Raw genomic sequence first — 19,396 nt, 5'->3', positions numbered from 1 at the left:
GTCATGATCGATTCAAGCCTTCAGCTGGGACGTCTTGACGTCTCGGCCTACACGGTGCCGACCAGCGCGCCGGAGGGCGACGGAACCTTGGCGTGGGACGCCACCACCATCGTCCTGGTCCAGGCCGTGGCCGGCAGCTGGACCGGCATCGGCTGGACCTTCGCGCCGGGGGCCTGCGCGGCGCTGATCAAGGAGACCCTGGAACCGGCCGTTACCGGGCTCAACCCTTTCGACGTTCCTGCAGCGGCCGAAGCCATGGCCCGGGCGGTGCGCAACACTCCACGCCCCGGACTGGCCGGCTACGCGATCTCCGCCGTCGACTGCGCGCTCTGGGACCTCAAGGCACGGATCCTCGGCCTTCCCCTGCACCGGCTCCTCGGGGCGGCGCGGGCGGAGGTGGAGATTTACGGCAGCGGCGGGTTCACCACCTATTCAGAGGCCCAGCTCCGACGCCAGCTGGAGGGCTGGACCGGCCAGCAACAGATCCCGCGGGTCAAGATCAAAATCGGCGAGGACCGCGGCGCGAACACGGCCCGCGACCTCCTCCGGATCCGTCAGGCACGGGACACCATCGGGCCGCACGTCCAGCTGTTCGTCGACGCCAACGGCGCTTACACCGCCAAGCAAGCCGTTCGGGTTTTCGACGCCGCGGCAGAGCAGGATCTGACGTGGTTCGAAGAACCGGTATCCAGCGATCACCTTGAGGGGCTTCGCCAGGTCCGGCAGTCTGTCACGGCGGATGTCGCAGCCGGCGAATACGGTACGACCCTGTTCTATTTCCAGCAGATGTGCGGCGCCGGCGCCGTTGACTGCCTTCAAGTGGATGTGAGCCGCTGCGGGGGAATCACGGAGTGGTTCCGGGCCGCCGCGGTAGCCGCGGCCCACGGCCTGGAAGTCTCCGGGCACTGTGCACCGAACCTGACCGTGCCCGCGGCTGCAAGCACCCGCAATTTCCGTCACCTGGAGTGGTTCCACGACCACGTCCGGATCGAGGAGATGTTCTTCGACGGGACGCCCGATCCACAAGGAGGCAGCGTTCGGCCCAGCGACGACCGGCCCGGCAACGGACTCATTTTCCGGGCCCTGGACGCCGAACCATACCGAATCTAGGCCGTGGAGCAGAAGGAGCCAGCTTGAAACACTCAGCTTTTCAGGGACGCAGGCACGCCGGTACGGGCCTGGCGGACACCTGATGACACCAGCCCAGCCCGATGGCGGGGAAGTCTTCTTCCCGCCCCAGGTTCTGCGCGACTATGCCCTGCTGGCGGACGGTGAACGGGGCGCGGTGATCGGCCCGCGCGGTGACGTTGTCTGGCTGTGTGCCCCGCAATGGGATGACCCCGCCGTGTTCTCGTCCCTGGTGGGCGGCGCCGGGGCATTTTCCGTGACACCCCTGAACCCGCGCTATGTGTGGGGAGGGCACTACGACGACGGCACACTGATCTGGAACAGTCGCTGGGTCACCACGGACGGCATCGTCGAATGCCGCGAGGCCCTCGCGATGCCGGGGGACCCCGCCCTGGCGGTGCTGATGCGTCATATCCGGGTTGTATCGGGCACCGCGCCGGTCCGGGTCCTCCTGCACCCCCGGCCGGGCTTCGGCCGGTGCCGGGTGGACCTTTCCAACGGCGGGGACGGTGTGTGGTCCGGTGAGGGCGGCGGACTGCACCTTCGCGTCAGCGGGATGGGCCGGGCAAACGCGAACGATGGCGTGCTGCAACAGGATGTGCAGCTTAGGCCCGGAGAGGAACACCACGTCGTGATGGAGCTTTCCGCCAGGCCGCTACCGACCCGGCCGCCCGTCCCTGCGGATCTCTGGACGGCCACCGGGCGCGCCTGGGCCACAACGGTACCTGCAATGAACGGGACTGTTGCCCCTGCCGACGCCCGCCGGGCTTACGCGGTCATGCGCGGGATGACCGGCGCAACCGGTGCCATGGCCGCAGCCGCCACCATGGGCCTGCCGGAGCGTGACGAGGCAAAACGCAACTACGACTACCGCTACGCCTGGATCCGGGATCAATGCATTGCCGGCCAGGCCGCCGGTGCCGGCGGAGCCACCGGCCTCCTCGACAGCTCGGTGCACTTCGTCAGCGAACGGTTGCTGGCGGACGGAACCAGCCTCAAACCCGCTTACACCGTCCGCGGCGGCAGGGTCCCGGACGAGCACACACTCGACCTTCCGGGTTACCCGGGCGGGACGGACAAGGTCGGCAACTGGGTAAACGGGCAATTCCAGCTGGACAGTCTCGGCGAAGCCCTGCTGCTTTTCGCCACCGCCGCCCGCCATGACCACCTCGACAACAGGCACTGGCACGCAGTGGAGCAGGCGGTGGCGGCCATAGAGGAGAAGTGGGCCGAGCCGGATGCCGGCATCTGGGAACTCGAGAACGAACGGTGGACCCATTCACGGCTGATGTGCGTCGCCGGCCTCAAAGCCGTCTCCCGGTATGCCCCCGCCACCCAGGTCTCTGCCTGGGGACCACTGGCAGACAGGATTCTGGCACATACAGCCGACACCTGCACGCACCCCAGCGGCAGATGGCAACGATCGGCCGACGACGAGAGGATCGACGCGGCACTGCTTCTTCCCGCCATCCGCGGAGCCGTCCCCACCGGCGACGGCCGCTCCCTCGCCACGGCAGCGGCCGTGAGGAAAGAACTCCTCGATGATGGATACGTTTACAGGTTCAGGCACGGGCCAGGCCCCCTGGCGGACGCCGAAGGCGCCTTCCTCCTGTGCGGCTTCTTCTTGGCCCTGACCGAACATGAGCAGGGCAACACCACAGACGCATTCAGACTCTTTGAACGCAACCGGGCCGCCTGCGGTTCCCCGGGACTGTTCACCGAAGAATACGACGTCGAACAGCGCCAGCTGCGCGGCAACTTCCCCCAGGCGTTCGTCCACGCCGCCATGCTCGAAACAGCTCACCGCCTCGCCCGGCCGGCGGCACCATGACGACAGTTAACACACCCTCTTGCAGGAGGACACCGCCACTGGGGAGTGTCCGTTTAACGGTGGATTCACCGTTGGCATTTAGTTGATTCTTCCGTCGAAGCTGATGGCGAAGGCATTCAGGGCCGGCTTCCACCGTGAGGCCCATCGTGCCCTGCCTTTGCCGGTCGGGTCCAGTGCCCGGGTCGCCAGGTACAGGCATTTCAGGGCCGCCTGCTCGGTGGGGAAATGGCCCTTGGCCCGGACCGCGCGCCGGTAGCGGGCATTGAGGGATTCGATGGCGTTGGTGCTGCAGATGACCCGCCGGATTTCGACGTCGTAGTCCAGGAACGGCACGAACTCGCTCCAGGCGTTCTCCCACAGCCGGGTCACCGCCGGGTACTGCCGGCCCCACTTGGTCGAAAACTCTACGAACCTTTCCTTGGCCGCGGCCTCGGACGGTGCCGTGTAGACCGGGCGCAGATCACGGGACATCTCGTCCCAGTACTGCCGGGCCGCATACCGGAAGGTGTTCCGGATCAGATGCACGATGCAGGTCTGGACGACGGCGAGTTCCCACACGGTGTTGATGGCCTCCGGCAGGCCTTTGAGTCCGTCGCAGACCGTGATGCAGACGTCCTCCACGCCGCGGTTCTTGATCTCGGTCAGCACCGAGAGCCAGAACTTTGCGCCTTCGCCGCCGTCCCCGGCCCATAGCCCGAGGATGTCGCGTTCACCGTTGACGCTGACACCGATAGCGACATAGACCGGCCGGTTCGTGACCTGCCCGTCACGAATCTTGACGTGGATAGCGTCGATGAACACCACCGGGTAGACGCGGTCCAGCGGCCTGTTCTGCCACTCGGTCATCTCGCCGATGACCTTCTCGGTGATCCTCGAGATCGTGTCCTTCGAGACCCTGGCGCCGAACACCTCGGCGAAGTGGGCTGCGATTTCTCCGGTCGTGAGCCCTTTCGCGCTCAGCGACAACACGATCTCGTCGACTCCCGTCAGCCGGCGCTGGCGTTTCTTCACGGTCTGCGGATCGAACGTCGCACCGGTGTCCCGCGGCACGTCGATCTCCACCGGCCCGATCTCCGTCATGACGGTCTTGGTGCGGGTGCCGTTGCGGGAGTTCCCGCTCCCGCGCCCGGACACGTCGTGTTTTTCGTATCCGAGGTGTTCGTCCATCTCCGCTTCCAGAGCGGTCTCCAGGACGTTTTTCGTCAGCCGGTTCAACAGCCCGTCCGGGCCGACGAGATCGATACCCTGCTCTTTGGCCTGGGCCAGGAGCTGCTGCGCTAACTCTTGCTGATCCAATTCAGTCGCCATGGGATCCATGGTTCCGCTCATGATCAGTCCTCCCCGCCAGGCATCGCCCGGTGTGTCTGGCCAACCCTGAATCCACCGATATTCAGACACTCCCCGCCACTGACCATACGGAGGCCGAGATATTTCGACGAAAACTGAGACCAGCCGCAAGTCACCTTGCGGAAAATTGGCTGGCGGGGAGCAGTTGTTCGTTGTGAACCGGTGTGTGTGACATATAGGGGCAGGGCGCTTCGATCGTGGAACGGCTGTCGTTCGTGTCCGGCCCTTTGCTGCCCGGCGGCCTACTGGCCAAGCAGGGAGACGGCGTGGGCGATGACGAGTGCGAGCAGCACGAATCCTCCGAAGGCCTCCAGTCCCATCAGGGATTTTGCCCGGGCCGAAAGGGGCATCGTGTCTGTGGGGCTGAATGCCATCGAGTTGGAAAGGGAGAAGTAGACGTAGTCGACAAATGAAGCCGTCCAGTCCGTCTTCACGGAGGACCGGGCGGCAACTTCCTGCACTGCGTCGTGGTCTTCGTCCTGGGGGAACCGGAAGTCTGCCCGGGGCAGCTCATGGCGCGTGGCGTGGCGCCGGGTGACCGGACCGCCCCGGTCCAGTTCCCAGTAGACCAAGGCGAACGCGATGACGTTTGTCACCCATACCTGAAGGGCCGCGAGCAGCAGCGTTGGCCCGTTGCTGTTTCCGGAGTTCGTGAGGAGAATGACCAGTTGGACGAGTGCTGCCTCGTTGGCCACGACAAGCAACAACGCCTGGCCGACGGAAAGATGCCTTGACCAGCGGGTTTCGCGGACCAACCTGCGTGGATTCAGGATAATGAGCGGAATCAGCAGGGCCAGGCCGACGACAACAACGGAGTAGCGTACCGCCGGAAGGAACGTCGTGGGCAGCGTGGCGTATAGCGCCAGTGCGATGAGAAGGCCGATGACGGCAGGCCAACGGTGTTCCGCCCGGGCCTGCCGTTCATTGTGGGTGGTCATGGTCAGGAGTGTAGGTCCTGGGCCGGGACGGGAGCCGCAGAGTCGACTTTTGGTCCGCCCGGCGTGGCGCCGTTCGGTTCGAACGGTACACGCATGCTCGACCCTAGGCGGTACGGTTCAGGCCAAGAGGGGGCATGGTCCTGCCGGCACTTCACCACTGGGCCAAGCAATGTGATCTGCGACACAAGGGTGCGCGACCTGAATCACAACAAATTCAGATAATTTCCTTGCGCATTCAGGAGTAGCCTGTTATACGTCACCAGCAATGGTGCTGGTGTTGACCAAGGAGTCGTGCCATGAGTGTCGAATCAAGCTCCGCGGCGGGGACCGTCCCGGCGGGAGGTGGTCGCAGGGCTGAAAATCCCGTACCAGCCCAAGACGCAGTTGTTTCTCCACAGGGGAGCACCAGCCCACCCTTTGCCGATCCGGCAGCTTTGGGTCTGGGCGCTTTCGCAATGACCACGTTTGTCCTCAGTGTCATCAATGCCGGCCTGATCCCCAAAGCAGTCGAACCCGTTGTCCTGGGACTGGCACTGTTCTACGGCGGCATGGCGCAGTTCGCCGCCGGAATCTGGGAATTTGCCAACCGCAACGTTTTCGGCGCGACGGCGTTCTGCTCGTACGGAGCCTTCTGGCTGTCCTTCTGGTTCCTGAGCCAGTTCAGCGCGGGCAGTCTTCCGGCAGCGGACGCCGGCAAAGCTGTCGGCCTCTATCTTCTGGGCTGGGCAATCTTTACCGCCTATATGACCGTTTCAGCTTGGCGCGTCAGCATGGGTGTCTTTGCCGTTTTTGTCTTCTTGACCCTGACCTTCATTGCGCTGTTTCTCGGCGCCTTCTTCGGGGCAGCCGGGCTGTCGATGCTGGGCGGCTGGCTGGGCATCGTGACGGCGCTGATTGCCTGGTACTGCTCCCTCGCGGTGGTCGCGAACTCCACCTACAAGCGGACTGTGCTTCCGGTGGGACGACGGTGACAGGCCATGGCAGCAGACCCAACAGAATCGGATGAGACCCTCGCAAACCTGTTGCACGAGCAGCGGCGCTTTCCTCCGGACGCCGGCTTTGCGGCGCAGGCCAACGCTACATCGTCGGACTATGACGAAGCTGCCGGCGACAGGCTGGCGTTTTGGGCGCGGCAGGCGGAGCGGCTGGACTGGTCCCAAAAATGGAGTGAGGTCCTGGACTGGTCGAATCCGCCATTTGCCAAATGGTTCGTCGGGGGCAGGCTCAATGCCGCGTACAACTGCCTTGACCGGCATGTAGCTGCCGGCCGCGGGGACAAGGTCGCCTACTACTTTGAAGGAGAAGCCGGGGACACCCGTGCCATCACCTATGCCCAGCTCACCCACATGGTCTGCCAGGCGGCGAACACGCTGACCGATCTGGGCGTCAAGCCGGGAGACCGGGTTGCCATTTACATGCCGATGATCCCGGAAACCGTCGTGGCTATGCTGGCCTGCGCACGAATTGGAGCACCGCACACCGTCGTGTTCGGCGGGTTTTCCGCGGACGCGCTCCGGACGCGGATCCACGACTGCGACGCGCGGATCGTCATAACGACCGACGGCGCCTACCGCCGCGGCAAGGCCAATGGGTTGAAGCCCGCCGTCGACGAGGCCCTGCTGGACTGTCCGGACGTTCGCAACGTCCTGGTGGTCCGCCGCACAGCCCAGGAGGTCGACTGGACACCGGGCCGTGATATTTGGTGGCATGACTCGGTTGAGCTGGCTTCCGCCGATCACGACGCCGAGGCCTTCGACGCTGACCATCCCCTGTACGTGATGTACACCTCCGGCACCACGGGCAAGCCCAAGGGCATCCTGCACACCACTGGGGGCTACCTCACGGCGTGCGCCTACACCCACTGGGCGGTGTTCGACCTAAAGGCCGAGACCGATATTTTCTGGACAGCCGCGGACATCGGCTGGGTCACCGGGCACAGCTACATCGTGTACGGTCCCTTGGCCAACGGTGCCACCTCCGTGCTGTACGAGGGCACGCCGGATACCCCGCACCAGGGCCGCTGGTGGGAAATCATCGACAAGTACAAAGTCTCGATTCTCTACTGCGCCCCGACCGCCATCCGTACCTTCATGAAATGGGGCGCCCAGATACCGGCCAAGTACAGTCTCAGGAGTTTGCGCGTGATCGGAACCGTGGGCGAACCGATCAACCCGGCGGCCTACATCTGGTACCGCGAGAACATCGGGCACAACCACACGCCCGTGGTGGACACCTGGTGGCAGACCGAGACCGGAGCCATCATGATCAGTCCGCTCCCGGGAGTCACAGCGGGTAAACCGGGCGCCGCCATGAGGACGTTGCCCGGGGTCGTGGCCGACGTCGTCAATGACGCGGGCGCACCGGTTGCCAACGGCTCCGGCGGCTATCTGGTCCTCAGGGAACCCTGGCCATCCATGTTGCGCACCATCTGGGGTGACAACGACCGGTACGTGGAGACGTATTGGTCACGGTTCCCGGGGCTCTACTTTGCCGGGGACGGCGCGAAGAAGGACGAGGACGGGGATATTTGGCTTCTCGGCCGGGTGGACGACGTGATGAACGTGGCAGGACACCGGCTCTCGACGACGGAGATCGAATCGGCGCTCGTCGCCCATCCGAAGGTGGCCGAAGCCGCCGTCGTCGGCGCCCTCGACGACACCACCGGGCAGGCCATCGTCGCCTTCGTCATCCTGCGCAGCGATGCGGGCGACGGCGGACCGGAGGTCGTGCAGGAGCTGCGCGACCATGTAGCCAAGGAAATCGGCAAAATCGCCCGGCCCCGGCAGATCATGGTGGTCACCGAGCTGCCTAAAACCCGGTCCGGGAAGATCATGCGACGGCTCCTCAAAGACGTGGCGCAGGACAGGCCGATCGGGGATGTCACCACCCTGGCCGACTCCTCAGTGATGGATCTGATCAAAGCCGGCATGCCAGGCGGCGCCGCCGGCCCGCACTAATTGCCAGGTCGAGGCGTTCAGCCGGGGCCTTCAACGGGAGAGATGACATGGATGACTTCCTCGCTTACCTGGATACTTCGGAGGTCCGCTCCGGCAAACTTGAGGAACTGGTAGTGGCCGGAGGCGACGGAATTCCTTCACATGTCGGTCGGGATCGGTCCCAGGACGATGGTGTGGGCGGTGTGGTCGCGTTTGGTGGCCAGGTAGCGGGCATTTGCGGAGGAGAGGTGGACCCGGGTGGGCACGCGTTCGGCCACAGCGACGCCGTTGGCCTCGAGCTGGAGGGCCTTGTCGGGGTTGTTGCTCAGCAGCCGGATCCGGTGCGCTCCGACGGCGAGCAGCATCTGGGCCGCTGCACGATAGTCCCGCTCGTCCTCACCGTGGCCGAGGGCGACGTTCGCGGCGTAGGTGTCGAGCCCGCGGTCCTGAAGGGAGTAGGCGTCGAGCTTCTCGTAGAGTCCGATGCCCCGGCCTTCCTGCCTCAGATACAGCAGGAAGCCGCCCTCACCGGCGATCCGCTCGGCCGCCTCGCGGAGCTGTGGGCCGCAGTCGCACCTCTGCGATCCCAGGACGTCCCCGGTGAGGCATTCGCTGTGAGGGCGCACCAAGGGGGCGGCAGCCGCGGCGAGGGCGCCGTGCCAATCACCGAGCCCCAGCAGCAGGTGCTCCTTGCGGTCCACCAGATCCCGGAAAGTGAACGCATCTGCGGTCGTGGCGAAGCCGTCGGTGAACCTGAGAGGGATACGCACCCGGGTACGCACCAGGGCCCCAGGGGGAACCGAGCGCTCCCGTCCGGCGGATCCAAACGAGGCTGAGTCGGCGGACGCCGTGCCGACACCGTCCATTCCAGCCCCCGGTCCTGTTGCAGTGAGTCGTTCCGTGGACATTGAGCCCCTCCTTCTGGGATTTGGAATCGCGGCGTCTGGTTTTTGGCGATGACCTTTCCGTCGTGAATTCGATTGCGCTCCTGGTCCGCGCACATCGTCGCGAGGTGGCGCGGCCTCAGGCCTGGACCGACGTCCGCAGGCCCTCACGCTCCCCGGAGCGCTGCGGGTTGAGGCGTGCGTAGTGCCGGCCCTATCGTCGGCGGACCTCGATTTGACCGTCGTTGAGCCGCGTTTCGTATGCGGGCTGCGGGTGGCTGGCTGGCCCGCGCACGACGCTCCCGTCGTTGAGGCGAAAGGTGCTTCCGTGCCAGGGGCAGGTGACACAGCCGTCGGCGATTTTCCCTTCATCCAGTGGGCCGCCCATGTGGCTGCACATGCTGTCCAGGGCGTGAATCTGGGTGCCTGCGCGGTGCAGCAGCAGGGAGACGCCGGCAATGTCCACCTTGCGCTGGTCGCCGTCGGGCAAGTCATTCTCACTGAGCGCAGGTGTCCACTTCGTAGGGCCGTTCCTGTCTGCGGTCTTGTTGACGTTCACGGCGCTGGCATAGGTGAGATGTCCGCCGAGGAAACCGCCGAACATCAGGATCCCGAACCCAGCCATGCCCAGTGACTTTCCGACACCGCGGTGTCCGCGCGCGCGGGCCACAGCGGAGATTGTGTAGAGGCAGAGGGCTGTGCTGTTTGCGACCGCGTGAACTAGCCCTGTTCTCCTTGCCTTCCCCTGGGTGTCCGACCAGTCGTTGAGCCCGGCTGCCGCAGTGGGAACAGCAGCGGCAATGCCCGCGCACACCAGGATGTCGGCGGCGGGGGCGGAATCCACGCCCCCTATCGTGTCAAGGAGCATTGCCATGGTCCACGCTCCGATGGGCAGATCCGTGAGGACCGGATGCAGCGGATGGCCCAGGGCGGTGCCGCTGACGATGTTTCGAACAGTGCGCGCCCGCACTGCCCGCCCGACCGCGGCGGCAACGGCTGAAGCCACCCCGTCAAGCCGCTCGGAATGTTCTATGGCGGCGACCACGGAATTCAGCGGGTTCACGGCAGCTCCTCTGTCTCGTCAGTTCTTGAATCTGGAGTGTTCAGGACTGTGTCTACAACCGGTCTTCACTGAAGCGGCGGAAGTCCGGGTGGCGAATGGTCAAAGCTTTCCACCGAAACGGCCGTCGTGACAAGGTGTCCGAGCCGCCGGGGCGTGAATGAGCGGCGTACGTGAGCCGCGTGGATACGTCTTCGATCCTCACGAAGCGCCGACGTCATGGCCCGCCCCAGCCGGACGCCCGCCTGGCGGAGTCAGATGCCCGAACTCAGGTCCAGAGTCGGGTCCCGAGGCGAGGAAGGAGTCACTGGAGACCGCAACTCTCATGCCGGTGCTGAGAGTTTCTCCCAGTAGCCGCGGAGCTCGGCGTCGTCAGAGCGGCCAGGGTATTGTTCTGGGCGGTGAGGTCTTGGTCGTTGGTGGATACGCGCGCATATCCGATCAGCAGTCCGGTCATGGTCGTGCCCGTACCGTTTATCCCCAGCCACCGGGCATTTTCTCGGGCGGGTCCTATGCCGACCTCAGGATTTGCCGGTGTTCGCGGGCGGGACCTTGGTCTGGGGGCCTGACAGGTGCGGGACACCCTCGCGGGGGACGTTTCCCCGCGGGCTTGTAGACCCTATCGCCACCTACATCGAAGCCGCAGGTGCGGCGTTGCCGCGCCGCACTGTCGATACCGCTGTTTTACCTCCCGCACCGGTGCGCTTCCGGCCTTTTGAGCAACGTGCTTACGCGTCGAAGTGCGTCCGGACTCTCGGGTCCTGGGATAGTGAAGCGACGACCGAGGCGGCGATGTCCAGGAGTTTGACGTTTCGCGTGTTGGAAGCGTTTTTCAGGATCTTGATGGCGGTCTCCTGGCTGCAGCGGTTCTGCGCCATGATGGCGCCGGTCGCCAGGTCGATAATGGTCCGGGATTCGATGGCTGCAGTGGGGGGATTGGTTTACGCGCCCAAAGACTTTCAGGCTGTTCTCAGGCCGAGGGGGGAGATTAGTATCTGGACGCTGTAGATCTGGCCCTCTGGCGTCGTTGCAGGCCCCGGCCGCACGTCCAACCTCAACCCACGTGCGGCCGGCTCTCAAAATCGTAGACCTGACCCCGCCGTCGGCCCATCAGCGTCTCGCTCCATGGTGAGCCGCGGTCAAACCCGCCGCCGACGGCCGGTCGCCGACGCTTCCTCTTCCCGCCGTGCAGCCCAATGTTTTTGTGCAGCCCGAGGCAAGCCAGTGGCATTCTGTGGTGTGTCGTGCCTCCACGGCGGCGGCGTCACCACGCTGAGGCTCCGTCCGGATTCATCGAGGATATGGCCAAGTCGCGTGTACGCCCGGACCACAGCCTGACGTGAGATGACTATGCTGCCGGGCGCGCGCTCGGCCAGTTCCCGTTCAAACGCCGGCGCCTCCAAGTAGTCGCGGACCCACAGCGTGACCTCCAGGTTCTGTGCGCCGAGAACCTGGGCGCTCAGCCGGCAATTTGTTTGGGCGGCGAAGTAACGGCCGGCATCGTCAACGTATTGCGCCGGGACATTGAGCATCAACGTCACCTCCCGGAGGCCCCGGTTCGCTGCGGAGGACGCGTCGCACCTCAGCGTGATGTAACCGGAAGCGAGAAACCGTTCCACCCGGCGTCGGGCGGTTTGCGATGAGACGCCGCAGGTAGCGCCCGCAACCAAGTCGTCGTACATGTTCCGGACCTAACCAACGAGCACCGCTGGGCCGCCTACACGGCGCCCGCGCTGGAGGCGGGTGTGGGATCCGGCCTGTCTGTACCACTGGTCCTTGAGGGAGAAGCAGAAGCGGGCCTGAACCTGTATTCCACCCGGTCCCATGGCTTCACCGATGAGGATATCGACACGGTCGAAGCGTACTCATACCACGCGTCCAAAGCACTCCGCCTCGCGGTCCGGATCAGCCAACTGGCCGAGGCGAAAACAAACCCCACCGCTGCCATAGAATCCCGGACGATCATCGACCTGGCAACCGGCGCCATCATGGCGCAAAACCGCTGCAGTCAGGACACGGCCATAAAAATCCTAAAAATTGCTTCCAGCACCAGATACGTCAAACTCCGGGACATCGCCGCATCAGTGGTCGCCTCTCTTTCACAAGACCCGACAGTCCGGCCGTACTGCGACGCCTGCCTGCTGGGCCTGCACGGTAGCGACGTGGGCAGATCCACTTCACCCTATTCACCGACGAAACGGAGTAACGTTGAAGTGAGTCCGGGCGGCTGGATCCCCCAATACAGTCGTCCGGTAACTCATGTTCCCAGAGTCATCGAACCTGGAAATTCCGGGCGGTCCGCCGCTGGGCCAACCACTGCAGTCACGCTCCAGCGGGGGGCCATCCGGCGCGACACCCTCGAACGATCACGAAAGCCGCGTCGCCAGGAACACCGAAGTTCCGGGCCGGCTTTTTAGCGGCGTGCGTATTGGGAAGCCTTCGCGCAAGGCTGTGCCGAGGCACCACAGAAAGTGGCCTAGCGTCGTTTTGATCAGGAACCGGTATCGAAAAATCCGAACCTCAATCGTGCAGTGGAGATCCGACGACTTCGAAACCCTGGCTGCTCATCGATCCCGACAGCAGCGGCATCGCTTCGGCAATGCTGCTCCGGACCGAGTCTAGTTCCAGGGAGGCCCTGTGGGCGCTCTCGGATATCCACAACTCGGCAACGAACACCGTGTCGGGTTGGTCGTCGTTTACCCCTACTTCGTAGAGGAGGCAACCCAGTTCCGCAAGCCCGTCGGCTCGCCTGGTGAGGAGTTCTATGAGGCCATCGCGCGCGCCCGGCTTGGTGCCGAGAGTCGCCAAACGTGCGTGTGTCATGAGTCCATACTCATCGAAGGCTGCAGATATGGCCTGCTGCGCCCCTCCCGCAGCGCCCGGAATGCGTCGGATCGAGGCTTAGCCCAGCAGGGGGACGGCATGGGCGATCACGAGGGCCAGGAGAACGAAGCCTCCGGCGGCTTCGAGTCCCATCATCATTTTGGTCCGCGGCGACGGGGGCATGGTGTCGGTGGGGCTGAAGGCCATGGAGTTGGACAGGGAGAAGTAGGTGTAATCCACGAAAGAAGCGACCCAGCGGACCGTGTCGCAACTTCCGTGACGGCGTCGTGGTCTTCGTCTTGGGGGAACCGGAAGTCCGCGGCCGGGAGGTTGCCCCGGTGGGTATTGCGCCGTGCGACCGGTCCGCCGCGGTCCATTTCCCAGAAACCAAGGCGAACGCAATGATGTTCGTTACCCAGATCTGCAGTGCTGCCAGAAGGAGCGTGCGCCGCCCGTCGCCGCTGCCGGAGTCGGTCAGAAGAATGATGAGCTGCACCAGGGCGACGCCGTTGGCGGCGACGAGGAGGAGTGCCTGGCTCGTCGCTAATCGTTTGGACCAGCGTGTCTCTTTGTGCAGGCGGCGGGGGTTGAGGATCAGCGGGGGATCAGCATCAGGAGTCCGATTCCCACCACCGTGTAGCGGATGGCCGGCAGGAAGGCGCTGGGAAGGGCGGCATAGAGGCCCAGCGCGATGAGCAGCCCGATTACGGCCGGCCAGCGGTGTTCGGCGCTGTCCTTCAGATTTGCGATCTCAGACATTCACCGAGTCTAGGCAAAGCTGCGGTCCATCCCGGTCCGGGCGCGCACTGAGCCGACAGCAGATGGCCGCCTGGCGCGAGGGAACGTCGGGTCAGGCGGCCCAACTCGGTTGCGAGAAGCCCACCCAAGACACTCCCGCCGAACTCAGATGGTGGTTTCCGCCGCGCTCCAACCTGTGACGGCCTCTGCTGGCGCGGCCAGCTAGAGGTTCCAATGGTGTCCGACGCAGGCTCGGTCCAAATCGGGCACTGACTGTGTCTGCGACATTTCTTGGTTGTTGTCCACGATGGACGAGTTCTTGTTCGGGTTGCTCGCCAGCGCCGGAATCTGCGATGCCGTCGCGGGTCTTGATGGACCGCGGTCGGGTTTCGTTGGCCGCTACCCACGGATCCGTTTATCCACCGCCTCTGCTGCTTACAGGGAGGGGATGTTACGGTGAGTTTTCCGTTCGGGGACGGCATGAACTTCAGCATTCACCCGAACCGGCCCGACATCCGGCACTGAAGAACAGGACGCGCAAATGATTGACTTTCTGAGCTCGGCCGACGGCACGAAAATCGCCTTCGAACGGACAGGTGAAGGACCACCTCTGATCATTATCGGCGGTGCATTGAACAGCCGGCGTTCGGCCGACGGGCTGGTGCCTTGGCTGGCCCCGCACTTCACCGTGTACGCCTATGACCGTCGGGGGAGAGGCGAGAGCTCCGACACCCTTCCCTACAGTCCCGGCCGTGAACTAGAGGATTTGGAAGCGCTGATAGCCGCGGCGGGCGGTTCGGCCTACGCTTACGGCCATTCCTCGGGTGCCATCCTGATTCTTGAAGCAGCGGCTGCCGGAGCGGGCATCTCCAAATTGGCGGCCTACGAGCCGCCATATCTGACCGGGCATGCCCCCGAAGAACCTTGGGAAAATTTCAGGGACCGGGTCCAGGAGGCACTGAACGGGGGAGACCGGGAAGCCGCCGTGGAACTGTTCATCCGCCATACCGGCTCTGACTTCGACGAAGGAATCAAAACCATGCCGTGGTGGCCCGCGCTCCTCAGCGTTGCCCAGACCCTGCCGTATGACCTCACCCTCACGGCCGACGGCAGCGTCCCGGAGAGGCTGTCGAATATTCAGGTTCCCACGCTCGGGATCTACGGTGGTGCGAGCCCTTCCTGGGCCGGGAATGCCATCAATGCCGTCGCCGCAGCCGTTCCTGGCATGAAAAAAGAAAAGCTGGAAGGCCAGGACCACGCAGTCGCCAGCGATGCTGTCGCACCGGTCCTGATCAAGTTCTTCAACGGCGCCCCAGCCTAGGCTGCCATCGACCCCAATACGGCGGGAACTTGGAAAACGACGTTGAGGCTAACCCACTCGGCCGATGGTGAGAACCCCGAGCCTATGTAGAGCCTATGTTCCCGCCGGGCGCGCGACGATACTGGACATCGTCCCTCGTGGCGACGTGATCTCATCCCGGACGGGAAGCCGTTCGCGGTCTGGGACATCCGCGCCGCCTTGAGTTCGTGCTGAGCCCTGGCGTTGAATGCGTGGGGATGGCCCCGGAAAAGAATTTCCCACCAGATGTCCTTTTGGCGGCTCCCCGGTCGTCGTGCTGATGTAACTAACGAAAGAAGGAGACGTCGTGGAGTACATGCTTTTCATCTGTAGCGATCCCACAGCGCCGGAATATGTGGCCGCCGAGGACAACATTGTCGAATGGGGGGCCGAGATGGAGGCGCGGGGCGTCGCCCGTCACGGTGACAGGTTGCGTCCTGTCGAGGACGCAACCACGGTAGTGGTGCGCGGGGGCGAAGTGGTGGTCTCGGATGGGCCGTTCGCGGAGACGAAGGAATGGATCGCGGGCTATGACATCATCGCTTGTGCCGATCTTGATGAGGCTATCGAGGTGGCGTCCAAGCACCCCATGGCCCGGTTCGGCAAGATCGAGATCAGGCCCGTGTGGCCGCTCGGGGAATAGTGATTCGCCCCGAGGCCGGCATTGATGATCAGGGTAGGGAAGACGCGCCGGAGCTGACGGACGTGCGGGCCGTCGTGGAGGCCGCGTCCGTCGGTGAGGCAGCACGAATCACCGCAACCCTCATCCGCGTGACGGGCGACTGGGGCCTGGCCGAGGATTGTGTCCAGGATGCGTTCGCCAGGGCCCTCGTCGACTGGTCGGAGCACGGCGTTCCCAGGAATCCCGGGGCGTGGCTGACTACCGTGGCCAAGAACAAGGCAATCGACCGCATGCGGAGCGCCGCCAGCGAAAGGCGGGCGGTCCGTGAACTCGCCATTCTCACCGAGCTCGAAGGGCTCGAAGACAAGGCCGGCATAGGGACGGCGGCAGAGGATGACACGCTGCGGCTGATTCACACCTGCTGCCACCCGGCCCTCCCGCTTGAGGCCCGGGTGGCCCTGACCTTGCGCACAGTCGCGGGACTCGCGACCGGGGAGATCGCCCGCGCGTTCCTGGTCTCCGAAGCAACCATGGCCAAACGGCTCGTTCGGGCCCGGGCGAAGATACGCGATGCCGGGATCCCATACCGGGTGCCGCCGCCGCAGCTGATATCCGAACGCACCGCCGGAATCCTGGCCGTGCTGTATCTGATGTTCAACGAAGGGTACTCGGCCACCGGGGGCAACTTACTGATCCGCGAACCACTCGCCCGGGAAGCGATTCGCCTGACCCGGCTGCTGGTTGTGTTGCTCGACGGGTCCCCGCAGGAACCTGAGGCCCTGGGCCTCCTTGCGCTCATGCTGTTCCACCATGCCCGGCGGGGGACGCGGACGGACGCCGCAGGGGACTTGGTGACCCTTGAGGAGCAGAACCGCGGATTGTGGGACAAGGTTGCGGTCGCGGAGGCTGTGGCGCTGCTGGCGGCCGCGGAGCAAATGGGCGTTTCACGCCGTTCCCGAGCAGGTAGCTACCGTGTGCAGGCCGCCATTGCTGCCTGCCATATGATCGCCCCGGACTCTGGCAGCACGGACTTCGCCCGGGTGGCACAGCTGTATGACCGCCTGGCGCACATTGCACCGTCACCGGTCATCGAGCTCAACCGTGCCGTTGCCGTCGCGATGTCTCAGGGACCGGAAGCAGGACTTGACCTCATCGACGAGCTGGACCGGACACGGTCCCTCGAGGGGTACTACCTCCTGCCCGCGGCGAAGGCTGATCTCCTGCGCCGCCTTGGCAGAAAGTCAGAGGCCAGCTTCGAGTATGAGCGGGCCCGTGACCTCGCTCCCTCCGAGGCCGAGCGCCGCTACCTCTCCAAACGCCTGGCCGAGACAAGCGCCGGGTCCCCATCCCCACCCGATCCCCGCACCGCCGCGAAGGAGTACAAATGAAACACCTCATGCTGATCCCCAACGACGTTGACACCTGGAACGCACTCTCCCCGTCCGAAATCGAGGCGATCATGCAGGCACATACCTCGTTGCAGCAGGAACTCAGGGCATCCGGTGAGTTCGTGGAGGCACATCAGCTCGGTGAAGAGGCGAAGTTCGTAAGACGTGACGGCAGCACCTGCACCGTGACCGACGGTCCGTACCTTGAGACCAAGGAAATCGTGGCCGGCTACTACATCGTCGACTGTGTGGGCATGGCCCGCGCCGTGGAAATCGCCGGAAAATTCGGAGAGGCCAAGTTTTGGCCGATCGAAATACGCCGGATCGACCCCTGACCCGCACGGCCTTGAATAGTTGTGTGATCAGAGTTGCGCCGTACCGCCTCGTCACAACCGGGCAGAGGAAGCTGGAACAGGCTCACCCCAAGATCCAAGCGTCATTTGACGAAAATTAGGAGAGGTAAATGCGCGTACCAATGAAATTGGAACTGGTGCCGCTGCCGGTAGCAGACGTCGAGCGGAGTAAGACCTTCTACACGGACACCGTCGGCTTCACTTTGGATCATGACGTGCAGCCCGGGAACGGCATGCGGATCGTGCAGCTCACGCCACCCGGTTCAGCATGCTCCATAGTCATCGGCGCCGGAATGGCCAACAGCAGCCCAGACGACGGCACGGTCAAGGGCCTGCACCTAGTGGTCGAAAACATCGCTGCGGCGCGCGACCAACTCATCAAGCACGGGGCCGCCGTGACCGAAATAGAGGACATGGGAGGCGTCAAGTTCGCGTACTTCAGCGATCCCGACGGCAACTCGTGGGCGCTACAAGAAATCGGAAAGGGGTGACCCCGCCCGGGGTGCTCACCGACGCCGGCGGCCTCACACCAACCCTGGCGGACACCCTACCCACTCCGTCGAATCGGGCAGCGAATCGTGCGCCCACGGTACCTGCGCACGCTCCGCTGACCATGGGCCCCATCCGCATAGGTCGCGCCGCGACTCCTAGTCACTGAGATCGAAGTCGAGATCAAGTTCCTCCGGTGTCCTCAGCTGTCGTTGGGCGAAGTCGATCGCTAGCTGCAGGGCATCGCTCCGCGCGTTTTTCCATGGTCCGCTCAGACCGGCTCCATCTTTAAGGGAGGTGGAGCCGGTCTCTGGGGTGCGCTTCGTCATTCTGAGGGTGAAATGACGTTGTGGCGTGCCCCTGACTGGGCTGCTGTGCCACAACGCAACAGTAGGTTCTGAAGCTGCGCTTTTTCTTGCACTGTGGGAGCCCCGGATCGGGGAACGGCAATGTGGAGGTTCGGTGACGCGGGCGGTTACCGGGCGTTGAAGACGTCCGGGCCGAAGCTGTTCAGGCCCGGTGCCCCCGCGTATCCGAGCCGGGGTACTGAAAAGATGTCCTCGATGCTGGCGAGCAGGCTGTAGTGGTTGTACATCGTGTCCGACGTCGTCCCGCCCTTGGTGAACGGGGAGATCACCAGTGCGCCGACGCGGCCGCCCGCGGTGCCTCCGGTGACTCCCGACGGGCCGGAGGTCTTGGCTTCGGTTTCGTCGAAGGTGATGACCAGCACCCCGTCCTGTTTGTAGGCGGGGGAGTCCAGGATGGCGGGGATCTGCTGCTGCAGCCAGCTGTCGGCGCTTTCGAGGCCGCCCGGGCTGCCGTCGACGCAGGGGCTGTCGTGTCCGTCGTTGCACAGGTTGGGTGTGATGTAGGAAAGGTTCGGTGTCGTGTCCGTGGACTTCAGGTCATCAGCGAAGTGGGTGTAGTCCACCACGTTGTTCGGGCAGTCCGGAGACGATGTGATTTCGTCAAAATACACGAACGGGTTGTGGCGCGTTGCGTATTGGTCGCCCTCCTTCGCCTTGTGATGGTCGTCCGTGGAGCCGGGCTCGGGATGCTGGCAGGGCGTGCCCATGTCCTCCATGTAGCCTTTCCAGGTCTTGCCGGCGGAACTGAGCTGGCCTGCAAGGGTGGGAACCGAAGCGGGGTACACACAGCCGGTACCCTGCACCTGGCCCGCCTCGGATGTCCCGGTTTGTTGGAACTCGGCATATACAGGGCAATCGGCGCGCGTCATGGCGTTCGAGCCCTGCCCGGAAATCTGGGCCAGGTAGTCGGGGAGGGAGTTGTGGTCTGTCCCGTAGTACTGGGAGAGCAGCACGCCCTGTGCGCGCAGGGTCTTCGATAAGTAGGTGGCCGCCGACTCGGGGCCCCAGACGTCGTTGTAGTCGTGGTTCTCCAGGTTGATCACGAAGACGTGGCCGGGTTTCCCCGAGGCCTGTGTGGGTTGTGGGGAGGGGGTTGTCGTAGGAGTGCCGGGGGCGGCCGTTGTCTTGCCCTGGCCCGGCGATGGCCCGCCT

20 protein-coding genes and 2 pseudogenes are annotated in these 19,396 nt (G+C 64.4%); 11 read left to right on the top strand and 11 right to left on the bottom strand.

Going from position 1 to position 19,396, the window contains the following annotated elements; genetic code table 11:
• Positions 1-3 precede the first annotated feature (3 nt).
• Together AC1DN2_RS15940 and AC1DN2_RS15935 are read left to right on the top strand one after the other, a co-directional pair.
• On the top strand, positions 4-1,110 hold the full coding sequence (locus tag AC1DN2_RS15940; RefSeq protein WP_476851087.1) for an enolase C-terminal domain-like protein: 1,107 nt from the start codon (positions 4-6) through the stop codon (positions 1,108-1,110).
• A gap of 82 nt (positions 1,111-1,192) precedes the next feature.
• Positions 1,193-2,959 carry a glycoside hydrolase family 15 protein gene (locus tag AC1DN2_RS15935; protein ID WP_476851086.1) on the top strand — a complete coding sequence of 589 codons (1,767 nt, stop codon included), beginning with the start codon at positions 1,193-1,195 and terminating at the stop codon, positions 2,957-2,959.
• A 78-nt stretch (positions 2,960-3,037) separates the two neighbouring features.
• Here AC1DN2_RS15935 and AC1DN2_RS15930 read toward each other — a convergent pair whose 3' ends face one another.
• A complete protein-coding gene (locus AC1DN2_RS15930; protein WP_476851112.1) occupies positions 3,038-4,276 on the bottom strand; it encodes an IS256 family transposase in 1,239 nt (412 codons plus the stop codon).
• 272 nt (positions 4,277-4,548) lie between these two features.
• On the bottom strand, positions 4,549-5,244 hold the full coding sequence (locus tag AC1DN2_RS15925) for a hypothetical protein (RefSeq protein ID WP_441410677.1): 696 nt from the start codon (positions 5,242-5,244) through the stop codon (positions 4,549-4,551).
• Positions 5,245-5,540: 296 nt separating this feature from the next.
• On the opposite strand from AC1DN2_RS15925, the gene AC1DN2_RS15920 reads away from it, so the two are divergent.
• Together AC1DN2_RS15920 and acs are read left to right on the top strand one after the other, a co-directional pair.
• Positions 5,541-6,215: an acetate uptake transporter gene (locus tag AC1DN2_RS15920; RefSeq protein ID WP_476851085.1), complete on the top strand. Its 675-nt coding sequence runs from the start codon at positions 5,541-5,543 to the stop codon at positions 6,213-6,215.
• Between the two features lie 6 nt (positions 6,216-6,221).
• Complete coding sequence (gene acs, locus AC1DN2_RS15915; RefSeq protein ID WP_476851084.1) at positions 6,222-8,201, top strand: acetate--CoA ligase; 1,980 nt, start codon at positions 6,222-6,224, stop codon at positions 8,199-8,201.
• Between the two features lie 137 nt (positions 8,202-8,338).
• Here the strand turns inward: acs and AC1DN2_RS15910 are convergent, their stop codons facing one another.
• The 5 genes and pseudogenes from AC1DN2_RS15910 to AC1DN2_RS15890 form a co-directional block, all read right to left on the bottom strand.
• Positions 8,339-9,088 (bottom strand): GTP cyclohydrolase II, encoded by a 750-nt coding sequence (locus AC1DN2_RS15910; protein WP_476851083.1) that lies wholly within the window; start codon positions 9,086-9,088, stop codon positions 8,339-8,341.
• Positions 9,089-9,278: 190 nt separating this feature from the next.
• Positions 9,279-10,127: a Rieske (2Fe-2S) protein gene (locus AC1DN2_RS15905; RefSeq protein ID WP_476851082.1), complete on the bottom strand. Its 849-nt coding sequence runs from the start codon at positions 10,125-10,127 to the stop codon at positions 9,279-9,281.
• Between the two features lie 370 nt (positions 10,128-10,497).
• Positions 10,498-10,581: pseudogene (locus tag AC1DN2_RS15900) on the bottom strand (recombinase family protein); the annotation flags it as partial.
• A gap of 271 nt (positions 10,582-10,852) precedes the next feature.
• Positions 10,853-11,044 (bottom strand): ANTAR domain-containing protein, encoded by a 192-nt coding sequence (locus AC1DN2_RS15895; RefSeq protein ID WP_476851111.1) that lies wholly within the window; start codon positions 11,042-11,044, stop codon positions 10,853-10,855.
• A 219-nt stretch (positions 11,045-11,263) separates the two neighbouring features.
• Positions 11,264-11,806 (bottom strand): hypothetical protein, encoded by a 543-nt coding sequence (locus AC1DN2_RS15890; protein ID WP_476851081.1) that lies wholly within the window; start codon positions 11,804-11,806, stop codon positions 11,264-11,266.
• 36 nt (positions 11,807-11,842) lie between these two features.
• On the opposite strand from AC1DN2_RS15890, the pseudogene AC1DN2_RS15885 reads away from it, so the two are divergent.
• Both AC1DN2_RS15885 and AC1DN2_RS15880 read left to right on the top strand, forming a co-directional pair.
• Positions 11,843-11,953: pseudogene (locus AC1DN2_RS15885) on the top strand (response regulator receiver protein); the annotation flags it as partial.
• On the top strand, positions 11,930-12,541 hold the full coding sequence (locus tag AC1DN2_RS15880; RefSeq protein WP_476851110.1) for an ANTAR domain-containing protein: 612 nt from the start codon (positions 11,930-11,932) through the stop codon (positions 12,539-12,541). The pseudogene AC1DN2_RS15885 and the gene AC1DN2_RS15880, both read left to right, overlap by 24 nt.
• Positions 12,542-12,644: 103 nt before the next feature.
• Here the strand turns inward: AC1DN2_RS15880 and AC1DN2_RS15875 are convergent, their stop codons facing one another.
• The 3 genes from AC1DN2_RS15875 to AC1DN2_RS15865 all read right to left on the bottom strand — a co-directional run bounded on the left by AC1DN2_RS15875 (position 12,645) and on the right by AC1DN2_RS15865 (position 13,706).
• Complete coding sequence (locus tag AC1DN2_RS15875; RefSeq protein ID WP_476851080.1) at positions 12,645-12,947, bottom strand: putative quinol monooxygenase; 303 nt, start codon at positions 12,945-12,947, stop codon at positions 12,645-12,647.
• Positions 12,948-13,025: 78 nt separating this feature from the next.
• A complete protein-coding gene (locus AC1DN2_RS15870; RefSeq protein ID WP_476851079.1) occupies positions 13,026-13,187 on the bottom strand; it encodes a hypothetical protein in 162 nt (53 codons plus the stop codon).
• 354 nt (positions 13,188-13,541) lie between these two features.
• Positions 13,542-13,706 carry a hypothetical protein gene (locus tag AC1DN2_RS15865; protein ID WP_476851078.1) on the bottom strand — a complete coding sequence of 55 codons (165 nt, stop codon included), beginning with the start codon at positions 13,704-13,706 and terminating at the stop codon, positions 13,542-13,544.
• Positions 13,707-14,226: 520 nt separating this feature from the next.
• Between AC1DN2_RS15865 and AC1DN2_RS15860 the strand changes: the two genes are divergently transcribed.
• The 5 genes from AC1DN2_RS15860 to AC1DN2_RS15840 all read left to right on the top strand — a co-directional run bounded on the left by AC1DN2_RS15860 (position 14,227) and on the right by AC1DN2_RS15840 (position 17,878).
• Positions 14,227-15,006: an alpha/beta fold hydrolase gene (locus AC1DN2_RS15860; RefSeq protein WP_476851077.1), complete on the top strand. Its 780-nt coding sequence runs from the start codon at positions 14,227-14,229 to the stop codon at positions 15,004-15,006.
• A gap of 334 nt (positions 15,007-15,340) precedes the next feature.
• Positions 15,341-15,667, top strand: a complete 327-nt coding sequence (locus tag AC1DN2_RS15855; RefSeq protein ID WP_476851076.1) for a YciI family protein — start codon at positions 15,341-15,343, stop codon at positions 15,665-15,667.
• Positions 15,667-17,034: an RNA polymerase sigma factor gene (locus AC1DN2_RS15850; RefSeq protein WP_476851075.1), complete on the top strand. Its 1,368-nt coding sequence runs from the start codon at positions 15,667-15,669 to the stop codon at positions 17,032-17,034. Before AC1DN2_RS15855 ends, AC1DN2_RS15850 begins: the two co-directional genes overlap by 1 nt.
• Positions 17,031-17,369 carry a YciI family protein gene (locus AC1DN2_RS15845; RefSeq protein ID WP_476851074.1) on the top strand — a complete coding sequence of 113 codons (339 nt, stop codon included), beginning with the start codon at positions 17,031-17,033 and terminating at the stop codon, positions 17,367-17,369. The genes AC1DN2_RS15850 and AC1DN2_RS15845 overlap by 4 nt, the downstream gene beginning before the upstream one ends.
• A gap of 128 nt (positions 17,370-17,497) precedes the next feature.
• Positions 17,498-17,878 carry a VOC family protein gene (locus AC1DN2_RS15840; RefSeq protein ID WP_476851073.1) on the top strand — a complete coding sequence of 127 codons (381 nt, stop codon included), beginning with the start codon at positions 17,498-17,500 and terminating at the stop codon, positions 17,876-17,878.
• A gap of 473 nt (positions 17,879-18,351) precedes the next feature.
• Here AC1DN2_RS15840 and AC1DN2_RS15835 read toward each other — a convergent pair whose 3' ends face one another.
• The gene (locus tag AC1DN2_RS15835) at positions 18,352-19,287 is read right to left on the bottom strand and encodes an alkaline phosphatase family protein (protein WP_476851072.1); all 936 of its coding nucleotides are present in this window, start codon (positions 19,285-19,287) and stop codon (positions 18,352-18,354) included.
• Positions 19,288-19,396: the final 109 nt, after the last annotated feature.

Source organism: Arthrobacter sp. 01L42 (assembly GCF_056400005.1).
This window is presented reverse-complemented; position numbering and strand designations above follow the sequence as displayed.

Coding starts and splice junctions, on each gene's coding strand:
- AC1DN2_RS15845 (WP_476851074.1), top strand. CDS start 17,031: ATGAAACACCTCATGCTGATCCCCAACGACGTTGACACCTGGAACGCA.
- AC1DN2_RS15920 (WP_476851085.1), top strand. CDS start 5,541: ATGAGTGTCGAATCAAGCTCCGCGGCGGGGACCGTCCCGGCGGGAGGT.
- AC1DN2_RS15935 (WP_476851086.1), top strand. CDS start 1,193: ATGACACCAGCCCAGCCCGATGGCGGGGAAGTCTTCTTCCCGCCCCAG.
- AC1DN2_RS15865 (WP_476851078.1), bottom strand. CDS start 13,706: ATGTCTGAGATCGCAAATCTGAAGGACAGCGCCGAACACCGCTGGCCG.
- AC1DN2_RS15840 (WP_476851073.1), top strand. CDS start 17,498: ATGCGCGTACCAATGAAATTGGAACTGGTGCCGCTGCCGGTAGCAGAC.
- AC1DN2_RS15910 (WP_476851083.1), bottom strand. CDS start 9,088: ATGTCCACGGAACGACTCACTGCAACAGGACCGGGGGCTGGAATGGAC.
- AC1DN2_RS15890 (WP_476851081.1), bottom strand. CDS start 11,806: ATGTACGACGACTTGGTTGCGGGCGCTACCTGCGGCGTCTCATCGCAA.
- AC1DN2_RS15860 (WP_476851077.1), top strand. CDS start 14,227: ATGATTGACTTTCTGAGCTCGGCCGACGGCACGAAAATCGCCTTCGAA.
- acs (WP_476851084.1), top strand. CDS start 6,222: ATGGCAGCAGACCCAACAGAATCGGATGAGACCCTCGCAAACCTGTTG.
- AC1DN2_RS15925 (WP_441410677.1), bottom strand. CDS start 5,244: ATGACCACCCACAATGAACGGCAGGCCCGGGCGGAACACCGTTGGCCT.
- AC1DN2_RS15855 (WP_476851076.1), top strand. CDS start 15,341: ATGCTTTTCATCTGTAGCGATCCCACAGCGCCGGAATATGTGGCCGCC.
- AC1DN2_RS15930 (WP_476851112.1), bottom strand. CDS start 4,276: ATGGATCCCATGGCGACTGAATTGGATCAGCAAGAGTTAGCGCAGCAG.
- AC1DN2_RS15940 (WP_476851087.1), top strand. CDS start 4: ATGATCGATTCAAGCCTTCAGCTGGGACGTCTTGACGTCTCGGCCTAC.
- AC1DN2_RS15875 (WP_476851080.1), bottom strand. CDS start 12,947: ATGACACACGCACGTTTGGCGACTCTCGGCACCAAGCCGGGCGCGCGC.